Origin of the sequence: Kocuria aegyptia, assembly GCF_039530085.1 — a bacterium.
GTDB lineage: Bacteria > Actinomycetota > Actinomycetes > Actinomycetales > Micrococcaceae > Kocuria > Kocuria aegyptia.
The window spans coordinates 73,426-85,001 of the sequence record NZ_BAAAOA010000003.1; the positions used below are offsets into that span (position 1 = coordinate 73,426).

Annotated in this window: 7 protein-coding genes and 1 tRNA gene; 5 read left to right on the plus strand and 3 right to left on the minus strand. The window is 70.7% G+C overall.

What is annotated here, in order from left to right; all coding sequences use genetic code 11:
- Nucleotides 1-747: 747 nt before the first annotated feature.
- The 5 genes from ABD220_RS00490 (at nucleotide 748) to ABD220_RS00510 (ending at nucleotide 5,431) form a co-directional block, all read left to right on the plus strand.
- A complete protein-coding gene (locus ABD220_RS00490; RefSeq protein ID WP_344118841.1) occupies nucleotides 748-1,515 on the plus strand; it encodes a hypothetical protein in 768 nt (255 codons plus the stop codon).
- A gap of 62 nt (nucleotides 1,516-1,577) precedes the next feature.
- Nucleotides 1,578-1,650: transfer RNA gene (locus ABD220_RS00495), tRNA-Gln, on the plus strand.
- A gap of 145 nt (nucleotides 1,651-1,795) precedes the next feature.
- Nucleotides 1,796-3,370 carry a bifunctional UDP-N-acetylglucosamine diphosphorylase/glucosamine-1-phosphate N-acetyltransferase GlmU gene (gene glmU / locus ABD220_RS00500; protein WP_344118843.1) on the plus strand — a complete coding sequence of 525 codons (1,575 nt, stop codon included), beginning with the start codon at nucleotides 1,796-1,798 and terminating at the stop codon, nucleotides 3,368-3,370.
- 2 nt (nucleotides 3,371-3,372) lie between these two features.
- Nucleotides 3,373-4,353 (plus strand): ribose-phosphate diphosphokinase, encoded by a 981-nt coding sequence (locus ABD220_RS00505; RefSeq protein WP_344118844.1) that lies wholly within the window; start codon nucleotides 3,373-3,375, stop codon nucleotides 4,351-4,353.
- 43 nt (nucleotides 4,354-4,396) lie between these two features.
- Complete coding sequence (locus ABD220_RS00510; protein ID WP_344118846.1) at nucleotides 4,397-5,431, plus strand: chitinase; 1,035 nt, start codon at nucleotides 4,397-4,399, stop codon at nucleotides 5,429-5,431.
- Nucleotides 5,432-5,506: 75 nt separating this feature from the next.
- On the opposite strand, the gene ABD220_RS00515 is transcribed toward ABD220_RS00510, so the two are convergent.
- The 3 genes from ABD220_RS00515 to ABD220_RS00525 form a co-directional block, all read right to left on the minus strand.
- Nucleotides 5,507-7,780: a bifunctional polysaccharide deacetylase/glycosyltransferase family 2 protein gene (locus tag ABD220_RS00515; RefSeq protein ID WP_344118848.1), complete on the minus strand. Its 2,274-nt coding sequence runs from the start codon at nucleotides 7,778-7,780 to the stop codon at nucleotides 5,507-5,509.
- 585 nt (nucleotides 7,781-8,365) lie between these two features.
- Entirely contained in the window at nucleotides 8,366-9,550 is a 1,185-nt protein-coding gene (locus tag ABD220_RS00520; protein WP_344118850.1) for a CAP domain-containing protein, read from the minus strand.
- Nucleotides 9,547-11,433, minus strand: coding sequence for a GH25 family lysozyme (locus ABD220_RS00525; protein WP_344118852.1), 1,887 nt, complete (start codon nucleotides 11,431-11,433; stop codon nucleotides 9,547-9,549). The genes ABD220_RS00520 and ABD220_RS00525 overlap by 4 nt, the downstream gene beginning before the upstream one ends.
- Nucleotides 11,434-11,576 lie beyond the last annotated feature (143 nt).

The window sequence follows — 11,576 nt, forward strand, 5'->3', positions numbered from 1 at the left end:
CTCGGGGCCCTCGGCACGCCCAGTCCCCATCTTCGGAGCCCTCGACACGTCGAGTCCCCATCTTCGAGGCCCTCGACACGTCGAGTCCCCACCGCCGAGCCCCACGGCGCGCCGAGCCCCCACCCTTTCGGTGCGCCATGCCGCCGAGCCCCCATGGTTCCGAGCCCGTGAGCGCCGAGTCCCCAATGTGGTCGCATTTCCCCAGGCGAAACCATGGGGATTCGAAACGGGACGGGGGACTCGGCGAAATGGGGGTGCAGAAACTGGGGACTCGATGCGGGGAGGCCTGGGCACTCTCGGCCCTGATGCATCGAGCCTCGAGTTTGCCGGGCCCTCGAGCAGCCAGCCCCCAACTTCCCGCGCATCAGGCGCGCTGAGTCCCTAACCTCTCGAGGTCTGTTGCGTCGAGTCCCCAAGTTGGGCGCGATTCCCCACACGGAATCATGGGAATCTGCGAACTGGTTGGGGACTCGGTGGAAGGAGGGGCAGCATCTCGGGCCCAGCGGTGTTCGGAGCCGGGAGGTGGGTAGAAGCGGGGTGGGAGTCGGCGGGGCGAGGACTCGGTGGGGTGGAAGTTTGGCGAAGTGGGAGATTGGAGAGTGGGGAGTTGGCGAGGCGAGGGATCGGTGGGGTGGGCAATTTGGCGGGGTAGGGAGTCGGCGGGTGGTGGGTCGACGGGGGGTGGGCAGGGATGTGCGTTCAGAAACTTCTCAGCGGCGGCTCAAGATCGGGTGAGACCATGGGGCCATGGAGCAGAAACCGTCGGAGCGATCCTCCTCGACCCCGAGCACCCGTCCCCTGGGCACCAGGCTGGACGGGATCACGGACCTGGAGACCGCCGTGCGGACCGTGACGGAGCACCCCGGGCCCGTGGAGATCTCGGCGGGGCCCGGCCGGCTGATCGGACGCCACCTGGGCTCGGTGCCGCAGCGGCAGGTGGGAGAAGCGCTGCGCGGAGCAGGTGCTGATCCCCTGATGGTCCGGGCGGACATCTCGATCGACGAGGACATCCCCGACGAGGGCGTCATCGCGATCCTCGACGACCACCTCTCGCTGGCCGCGGGCGTGGGCGCCGAGTACCTGGTGGTGCCGCGGACCGGCGTGAGCGGACGGGGCCGCAGCGAGGACCGGCTCTTCTCGATGCTCGCGGCGCTCGCCGAGGCGGCCTCGGCCCACCGGGTGCACCTGCTGCTCGAGACGGAGGGCGCCACCGCGGACGAGGTGGCGCTGGTCCAGTTCCTGGAGCGTGCCCGCGAGGCGGGGACCCTGGACGTGGACTCCCACTACCTGGCGTCCGTGGCCTGGAACGTGGCGGCGTCCTCGGAGGCGGGGGAGGGGCCGGCCGCCGCGTTCGAGCGGATGCGCCCGCTGCTGGACCGCGCGCCGCTGATCGTCTCCGGGGTGGACGAGGACGCGGTCGAGGACCTCTTCGCCGCCGTCCCGGAGCTGCGGGAGGCGGCGGCCACGGCCCGGATCATCGTGATCCTGGGGCGCCCGGGAGCGGCCGGGGCCTGACGCCCGAGTGGTAGGGTGACTGCCTGTGCACTGCGTGCACCACTGCCGTTCCACGGCGGTGCTCCGCCTTGGTGTAATCGGCAGCACCCCGGCCTTTGGAGCCGTGGAGTCTAGGTTCGAGTCCTAGAGGCGGAACGTCCGCATCCCGCCAGACACAGCCCGGAAGCTCGAGAGTCCCTGAGCCGACGAGCGCCCCAGCTAGTGAGACGGAACAGAGCCGGAGCCGGTGAGCCCACCGGCTCCTCTCCGACGATCGACGACCGAGGAGCTGCATCCCGCCGTGAGCACCCCCCAGATCCCTGCGCATCGTCCGGGGGCGGCCGTCGGGCCCGCCGCCGTCATCGTCCTGGCCGCCGGCAAGGGCACCCGCATGAAGTCCAAGACCCCCAAGATCCTGCACCGGATCGGGGGTCGTTCCATGGTCGGGCACTGCCTGGTGGCCGCCCGGAGCCTGCACCCGCAGCGGCTGGCCGCCGTGGTGCGCTTCGAGCGGGACCTCGTGGCCCCGCACGTCCTCGAGCAGGACCCCGAGGCGATCGTCGTGGACCAGGACGAGGTCCCCGGCACTGGCCGCGCGGTCCAGGTGGCCGTGGAGGCGCTCGACGCCCAGGAGCGGCTGACCGGCACCGTGGTGGTCACCTACGGCGACGTCCCCCTGCTGACCCCGGAGGTGCTCCGGAAGCTGGTCGCCCACCACGAGGAGCGCGGCAACGCGGTGACCGTGCTGACCGCGGAGCACGAGCAGCCCGGCGGCTACGGCCGGATCCTGCGGGACGCCGACGGCTCGTTCCGCGAGATCAAGGAGGCCAAGGACGCCACCGAGGCCGAGCTCGCGGTCGCCGAGATCAACTCCGGCATCTTCGCCTTTGACGCCGACGTGCTGCGCGACAGCCTCGCGCAGGTCACCTCCGACAACGCCCAGGGCGAGATGTACCTGACGGACGTCCCGCTGCTGGCCCGCGAGGCCGGCCACGCCGTGGACGCGCTGAAGATCGAGGACCGCTGGGAGGTCGAGGGCGCCAACGACCGCGTGCAGCTCGCCCAGCTCGGCGCCCACCTCAATCGCCGGGTCCTCGAGGAGCACATGCGCAACGGCGTGACGATCGTGGACCCTGCCAGCACCTGGATCGACGTGCAGGTGCGCATTGCCGCGGACGCCACGATCCTGCCGGGGACCCAGCTGCACGGGGGCACCCGGGTGGGCGAGGATGCCGTCGTCGGCCCGGACACCACCCTCACGGACGTGGAGGTCGGCCCCGGCGCGCACGTGGTGCGCACGCACGGCTCCGGCTCGGTGATCGGCCCCCGCGCGAGCGTGGGTCCCTTCGCCTACCTGCGCCCCGGCACGGTGCTCGCGGACGAGGGCAAGATCGGCACGTTCGTGGAGACCAAGAACTCCCGGATCGGCACCGGCTCGAAGGTCCCGCACCTGTCCTACGTGGGGGACGCCACCATCGGCGAGCACTCCAACATCGGGGCGGCCTCCGTCTTCGTGAACTACGACGGCGTGCGCAAACACCGCACCGTGATCGGCGACCACGTCCGGATGGGCTCCGACAACATGTACGTGGCGCCCGTGCAGGTCGGCGACGGTGCCTACTCCGGGGCGGGCACCACGATCCGCAAGGACGTGCCGCCCGGGGCCCTGGCCCTGACCGAGGGCGCGCAGCGGGTCGTCGAGAACTGGGTGGTGGAGCACCGCCCCGGCACCGCTGCGGCCGAGGCCGCGGCACGCGCCCTGGGCAACGGTGCCGCCACGAACGCCACCGGGACCACCGAGCACTCCAGCGCAGGAACCGGCGCGGACACCACGGCGCACGGCACGGCCGGGAACACCACTGAGGAAAGCGAGTAACGATGACCGCAATCACCAACGCAGGTGCCAAGCAGCTGGTGCTGGTCTCGGGGCGGGCCCACCCCGAGCTGGCCGAGCGCATCGCCTCGGAGCTGGGCACGGAGCTGATCCCGACCGACGCCTACGACTTCGCCAACGGCGAGACCTACGTGCGGTTCGGGGAGTCGGTGCGCGGCACGGACGCCTTCCTCATCCAGTCCCACCCGGCCCCGATCAACCAGTGGATCATGGAGCAGCTGCTCATGATCGACTCCCTCAAGCGGGCGTCCGCGAAGTCGATCACCGTGGTGTCCCCGTTCTACCCCTACGCCCGGCAGGACAAGAAGCACCGCGGCCGCGAGCCCATCTCCGCCCGCCTGATCTCGGACCTGTACAAGACCGCCGGGGCGGACCGGCTGATGTCCGTGGACTTGCACACCGCGCAGATCCAGGGCTTCTTCGACGGCCCGGTCGACCACCTGATGGCCATCCCGCTGCTGGCCGAGCACGTGCGCTCCGTGGTGGACATCGAGAACGTCACCGTGGTCTCCCCGGACACCGGGCGCGTGCGCGTGGCGGAGCAGTGGACCGAGCTGCTGGGCGGCTGCCCGCTCGCCTTCGTGCACAAGACCCGCGACATCACCCGGCCCAACCAGGCCACCTCGAAGGAGGTCGTGGGGCAGATCGAGGGCCGCACCTGCGTGCTGATCGACGACATGATCGACACGGGCGGCACGATCTCCGGCGCCGTGCAGGTGCTGCGCGAGCGGGGCGCCAAGGACGTCATCATCGCCGCGACCCACGCCGTGTTCTCCGACCCCGCCGTGGAGCGGCTGTCCACGTGCGGCGCCATCGAGGTGGTCGTCACGGACACCCTTCCCGTGCCCCCGGAGCACCAGTTCGAGAACCTCACGGTCCTCTCGATCGCCCCGCTCATCGCCCGGGCCATCCAGGAGGTCTTCGAGGACGGCTCCGTGACCAGCCTGTTCGATGGCAGGTCCTGACCTGGCCCACGGAACCGACGACGACGCAGCCCCTCACCTTCCGGTGAGGGGCTGTTCGGCGCGGGGCCCCCGCCGCCTGGGGGCCCTGGGCCTGCTCAGCGCGGCGGGGCTCGCCCTCACCGGCTGCGGGGACCAGCACGAGCCGTGGTTCGGCGGCTACGTCAACGTCACGTCCTATCCCTGGTTCGACTTCGGGGCGGAGGCCGCGGGACAGTCCCGCACGGTGCTGGGGTTCGTGGTGGCCGACCCCGAGGAGCCGTGCAAGCCCTCGTGGGGCGGGTACTACGGGCTCGACGAGGCCGAGGAGACCCTGCGGATGGAGAAGCAGATCGCCGTGCTGCGGGAGGCCGGCGGGGACGTGGTGGTCTCCTTCGGCGGCGCGGCCGGCAATGAGCTCGCCACCGCCTGCACCGACCCGGACCGGGTGCTCGCGGCCTACCGGACGGTGCTCGATCGCTACGACGTGCGCGTCGTGGACTTCGACATCGAGCTGGACGACCTCGAGGACCAGGAGGCCAACGAGCGGCGGGCCGAGGTGCTGCTCCGCCTGCAGGAGGAGCGGAAGGAACCCCTGGAGATCTGGGCGACGCTGCCGGTGGCCCCGCACGGTCTGGACCAGGACTCGGTGGACGTGGTGGCACTGATGCTGGCGGCCGAGGTGGACCTGGCCGGGGTCAACCTCATGACCATGAACTACAGCGAGAGCAAGCCCGCGGGGCAGTCCATGGCGGCGGCCTCGATGGAGGCGGCCCGGTCCGCGCACGGCCAGCTCACGGCGCTGTGGGGTGCGGCGGGCCAGGATCTCTCTGCGGAGGAGGTGTGGCACCGTATCGGCCTGACTCCGATGATCGGGGTCAACGACGTCCCCGGGGAGGTGGTCGAGCTGGACGCGGCCGCCGAGCTCGGCGAGTTCGCCCGGGACCAGGGCGTGGGGCGGCTCTCCTACTGGTCGCTGAACCGTGACCGGCCGTGCACTGCGGAGGACGGGGATCCGGCCGAGGCCAACGACTTCTGCAGCGGCCTCGAGGAGGAGGCCGGGGAGTTCACCCGGGTCCTCGGCGAGGGCTTCGTCGGATAGCCGGGGAGCAGGTCACGGTGGCCCGCGCGTGGCGGGCCACCGCCCGGCGCGTCAGAAGCGGGGGTCGGAGCGGGGTCAGACGTGCTGCGCGTCCGCGCGGCGGTCCGCCGCCCCCTCGACGTCGAACACGCTGTTGGTGCGCTCGGGCTTGTACCAGCCGATCATCTTGCCCCTCAGCGCTTGGAGCACGGAGGCGTAGAGCAGGTAGGCGCGCAGGGGCTCGTAGATGAGCCGGTAGACGGGCACGATCAGCAGGTGGGTCCAGGACTCCCCGACCATCCGGATCGCGATCACGCAGATGACGGCGTGGATGGTCAGCACGAACGCGGCGAAGGCGGCGATGGGCTGCCAGTTGCCGACCGCGATGTTGATCCCGGCCATCAGCACGGTCAGCGGCAGGAACACCAGCGGGATGACGGTGGCGAGCAGGGCGTAGGGCAGGGCGACGAGGCCGAGGAAGCCGTGGCGGGGCTGGAAGAGCATCCCGGCGTGCTTCCACAGCGCCTGGAGGTTGCCGTAGGTCCAGCGCAGTCGCTGCTTGGCCAGGCCCTGGATGGTCATCGGGGCCTCGGTCCAGGCCACGGCCTGGTTCTCCTGCACCACGGCCCAGCCGAGCTTCTGCAGGGTCATGGTGAGGTCGGCGTCCTCGGCGAGGGTGTCGTGGGAGTAGCCCCCGGCGGCTTGCAGGGCGTCCTTGCGCCAGGCTGCGCAGGCCCCGGGGACGATGGAGATCGCCCCGGCCACGCCTTCGCCCATGCGGGTGACGCAGATCCCGGAGATGTACTCCAGGGACTGCCACATGGTCAGCAGACCGCGGCGGTTGCCGACCTTCACGTGCCCGGCCACGGCTCCGACGGGGCGCTTGCCGTCACGGGCGTAGAAGTGGCGGGCGAACATCCGCACGGTCTGGGGCTCGAAGAGGGTGTCCCCGTCCAGGGTCACGACGATCTCGCCCCGGGCGGCCATGATCCCGTGGTTGGAGGCGATGGACTTGCCGCCGTTGGGCTGGGTGAGCACCTGCAGGGCCGGCCACTGCTGGGCGAACCGGCGCATGATGGCTAGCGTGTCGTCGGTGGAGCCGTCGTCGACGGCGATGACCTCGAGGCGGGGGTAGTCGCTGGCCCGGAGCGCGGCAAGGGTGCGCTCCACCACGGGTTCTTCGTTGAACACGGGCAGGATCACCGAGACCAGGGGCAGGTCCTCCTCGGGGATCTCCGGCCAGATCCGGTGCTTCTGGCGCCGGTGGCCGATCAGCGCCAGCACCACGTACAGGGTCGACATCAGTGTCAGGGACCCGATGCCGAACCAGAACAACCAGGTCATCACCACGTCCGGGGTGACCGTGAGGGTGGTCAGGGCGAGGGCGGTGGCGTCGTCCGCCAGCACGGGCTGGGTGTCAGCGACCGGGTGGTGGTCCTCCGGCAGGAGCGGTGCCAGCGTGCTGAACGTGTAGCCGGCGGCCTTGGCCTCGGCGATCAGTTCCCGCAGGGCCTCGATCGTCGCGGTGCGGTCCCCGCCGCCGTCGTGCATGAGCACCACGCGGCCCTCGCCGTCGAGCGGGGGCAGCACGATCTTCTCCTCGGGGCCGTACTGCCAGTCCTCGGTGTCGAGGGTGAAGTCCACGTGCAGGTAGCCCATCTGCTGGGCCTCGAGCACGGGGAGGGGCTTGTTGTCGGGATCACCGGTCGGAAGCCGGAACAGCGGGGTGGCGTAGTTGCCGACCGAGCGCATGGCCCGGTCGGTGCCGATCAGCTCTTCGCGGTTGCGGAAGTCGTCCTCCCACGAGGTGAAGTGCGTCATGGTGTGGTTGCCCACCATGTGCCCCTCGCGGAGCACGCGCCCGAAGAGGTCGGGATGCTTGACCACGTTGGTCCCGATGCTGAAGAACGTGGCGGGCACTCCCTCGGCCGAGAGCACATCGAGCACCTCGGGGGTGAACTGGGCGTCGGGCCCGTCGTCGAAGGTGATGATCAGCCGGCGGTCGGGGATCTCGCCGAAGCGCTCCATGGCGTAGGGGTGGTCCTCGACGAGCTCGACCTCTTCCTCGCTGAGCGTGCGGAGAACGTCGGCGCTGAACGGATCGGCCAGCACGGTCTCGCCGCCGACCTCCTCGACCAGGCCGATCCGCGAGAACGGGTTGGACGCGTTCCCGAGCAGCGGGATGTTCTCGGTGTCCCCGGTGGCGATCAACTCGCGCGGATAGGCGGGGTCCTGGTTCAGCGTCCGGTCCCAGGGCTGCGCCAGTGCCTGGGGCAGGATCCAGGAGAGCAGGCCGGCGACGAGGGCGAGCAGCACCATCAGCGTGGCCAGAAGGCGGTACCACCGCTTGCCGCTGGGGTCGTAGAACACCGGCGGAGCCACCGTGCTGCCGGAGCGAGCAGCTCGACGGCGACGTGGAAAGTCGTGATGGTCCTGCCTGTGGCGCACAGCATGCTCGTTCCCCCGGACGGCGGTCCGTCACCCCGACGGACCGGTCGGTTCGTCCCCCCGGACAGACCGACGTGGTCAGCGTGCCAGGGCGGAAAAGCTGTGTCACAAGTGCAAACACGTACGGATGCACACGTCCTGTATCGGCAAGCATGTATGTGTGATAGCAAACAGGCTGTGGCGCGGCGGGCGACTGTACCCTTCGGTACTTAATGATCGGGAATGCCAGCGGATCGGGGGACAGTGGTCAGCGCATCCGTCCCCCGAAATGCGGACAGCGGAACTCGGCAAATCATGAGCCCGCGCCCGCGGACACCGGTTTTCACTGGCTGTGCTTGTGAGGTGCACCACGCTCTGGCCTGTTGTTTCGTTCCGGTGACCCTCCCGCGGGGGACACGTGCGCGTGCGCCGGACCGCGACCACCGGCCGGGGGACAGCGGGGCGCATCGGCGGACAGCAGAGCGCCCGGCCGGGGATCCGGCCGGGCGCTTTGGAGGGGTGAGAAGGTCAGCGGGTGACCCAGGTCCGCTTCGTGATCGAGGACCAGTGCACGGTGTAGCCGTTCGAGAACCGCTGGCGCACCTCGGAGCCGTACCGGTACTCGTCGGTGCTCGGGTAGCCGTAGCCCCGCTCGTAGCCGGCGGACTTCCACCGCTGGCCGATCGCGCTGTTCTCCTTGACCGTCTTCGCCCCGGTGCGGGGGCTCCACAGCACCTTGTGCACGTTCGCGCCGCTGCGGAACACCTGGTAGGCGCCGCCGCCGGTGAGCCCGCCGCGCTCCTGGCCGCTGGGGTAGCCGTAGCCGCGCTCGTACCCGGTGGCGGCGAACTTCTGGCCGATGGCGCTGTTGAAGCGCACCGGCCAGGCGCCGGTGGGGGCGCTCCAGTAGAACGTGGCGCTCTTGGCGAAGCTCTGCAGGGCGCCGCCGCCCACCAGCCCGCCGCGCTCGTACATGGTGGGGGCGCCGAAGGCGGCGGCTCCCCCCAGGGCGTGGTACTGGCGGCCGATCCCGCCGCGCACCTCGTACCCGGCGGAGGTGATCGGCGCGACGGAGGGCGGCTTGGGCGCCGGCGCCGGTGCAGGCGCTGGGGCCTTGCCCACCGTGGTCCGGGCGTCCGCCGGGGTCCTGCCGTCGGCGTAGCCGTAGGAGGTGACCGTGCCGACCAGCTTCCAGCCCTGCTTGTTCCCGGCCAGCTGCCCGTCCACGTAGGTCAGGCCGATGCCGATGACCGTCATCTTGGGGTCGGTGAGCACCTTGTTGTGCGCGGTGGAGCCCTTCCACCACGTCATCAGGTCGCTCACCCGGCCCTGCCACGAGACCGCGTGGATCTCGCCGGCGGCGTTCCAGGCGCCGGCCCGGGAGTCCTTCAGGAAGGTGTCCGTGTGGTCGATGACCTCCTGGCGGACCAGGCGGTCGGACTCGCCCTGGGCGATGCCCGAGACCGTGGCGGAGTACTTCACCGGCGCGAGGCCCTTGGCCTTGCGGTGGGCGTTGATCAGCTCCAGCAGCTGCTGGGCGTCGGCCGAGCGGGTGCTCGAGGAGACGTTGACGATGTCCGAGGCCGCCGCGGCGGCCGGGGCCGCCGTGAGGATCCCGGTGGCGGGGACCGTCAGGGCGAGGGCTGCCGCGGTCAGCGCCAGGCGGCCGGGGGTGCGGGGGCGCGCGGGGGCGCGGTGCTTGGCGGCGGTCATCGGGTGGCCCAGGTCCTCTTCGTGGTGGTGGAGTAGTGCACGGTGAAGTTCTTCGAGAACTTCTGGCGGACCTCGGTGCCGTGGCGGTACTCGCCGGTGGTCGGGTAGCCGTAGCCGCGCTCGGAGCCGGCGGCCTTCCACTCCCGGCCGATCGCGCTGTTCTCCTTCACGGCGTGGGCGCCGGTGCCGGGGCTCCAGAGGATCTTGTGGACGTCGTTGCCGTTGCGGAACAGCTGGTACGCGCCGCCGTTGACCAGCCCGCCGATCTCGGGGGTGGAGGGGTAGCCGTAGCCGCGCTCGTAGCCGCCGCGCTTCCACGCCCCGCCGATCCCGCTGGTCTCCCGCACGGGCTGGGCGCCGGTGGCCGGGCTCCACAGGACCTTGGTCACGGCACCGCCGCTGCGGAACACCTGGTAGGCGCCGCCGCCGGTGAGCCCCGTGATCTCGCGGGTGCTGGGGTAGCCGAAGCCGTTCTCGTAGCGGTTCGCCGTGAACTTCCGGCCGATGGCGCCGTTGAAGTCCACGGGCCACGCCCCGGTGGGGGAGCTCCAGTAGAAGGTGTGGTTCTTGGAGAACCGCTGGTACACGCCGCCGTTGACCAGTCCGCCGCGCTCGTTCATGGTCGGGGTGCCGAAGACCGAGGACCCGCCGAGGGCCCGGTACTGGTTGCCGATGCCGCCCTTGACCACGTAGCCGGCGGGGGCCACCTCGGCGGGGGCGGGGGTGCCGGCGGGGGCGCGGCCGCCCAGGGGCTTGTAGTAGCGGTTGCGCACCAGGTCCTGGAGCTGGGCCGCGCTGCCGCGGTAGACGTTGGCGTCGATCTTCTCGTTGAATCCGGCGTCGGTGTACTGCCAGAAGTCGTAGGTGGACCAGGCGCTGGGCACGCGGGGGGCCGTGGTCCCGTAGGAGGCGATGTGCATGGGGTGGTCGTTGAACGCGGCGGAGTTGCCGGTGCAGTCCTGCCACCAGTAGTAGTTCGTGTAGATCGCCGGCAGGCGCCCGGTGCGGGCCTTGTACCGGTTGGAGAAGTCGCGGATCCAGCTGACCATCTCGGCTTGGCTGAAGTTGTAGCAGTGGTTGCCGTAGAGGGAGCGGTAGGGGTTGTCCTCCATGTCCAGCAGCCCCGGCAGGGTCTTGCCGTCCGCGGACCAGCCGCCGCCGTTGTTGATGAAGTAGTCCGCCTGCTTCGCGCCCGAGGACGTGCGGGTCGGGATGGCGAAGTGGTAGCCGCCGCGGTACATGCCCACGGCCCCCGCGCCGGCGTACTGCTGGGTGAAGAGGTTGTTGCGGATGCTGTCGCCCTCGGAGGTCTTGACGTAGGCGAAGCGGGAGCCCTGGTTCCACAGGCTCGACCAGTTCAGGGACGGCTGCCAGTTGGAGACGTCCGTGCCTTTGATGCCGCTGGGGGCCCAGGACGCAGCGGCACCGAGGGGCTCGGCCGACGCGACCCCCGCGACGGACTCCTCCGCGGTCTCGCCGTCCGTGGCGCCGGGAGCAGCATCGGCCCCGTCGTCGTCGGTGTTTCCGGAGAGCTCGTCGGCGGTGCGGGCAGAGGCTGCGGCCAGCTGCTCGAAGTGGTGCTCGGACTTGGCCCACTGGCCCAGCACGGCGCCGCCGTGGGGGTCGCCTGCGGCCGGCTGCGTGCCGGCGCGGGTCGGGTCGGGGAGGACGGCCGCGCCGGTGGTCCCGTCCACCAGGGTGGAGACGATCTCGCCGTCGGACTCCACGACCTTGGAGACCAGGTTGCCCTGCCGCTCCTCGGAGAGGGTGGTCGATCGGGGGGTGGCGGCCTCGTCAAGGGCCGCGACCGGGGTCAGTGTGGTGATGGCCAGCACCGCCGCCGTGAGGGCAGCGGGCAGCGTCAATCGGGGGGTAGCTTTCACGCTGGAACGCCTATCTCGCATGGATCGTTGGGGGAACGACTCGTGCAAGGCCATCGGGATGGGGGGAAGATCCTCGGAGCCAGGTCGAGTATAAAGGCGCGTTTGCATAAATAATCAATAACGAAGGGCCATGTTACGCGCCC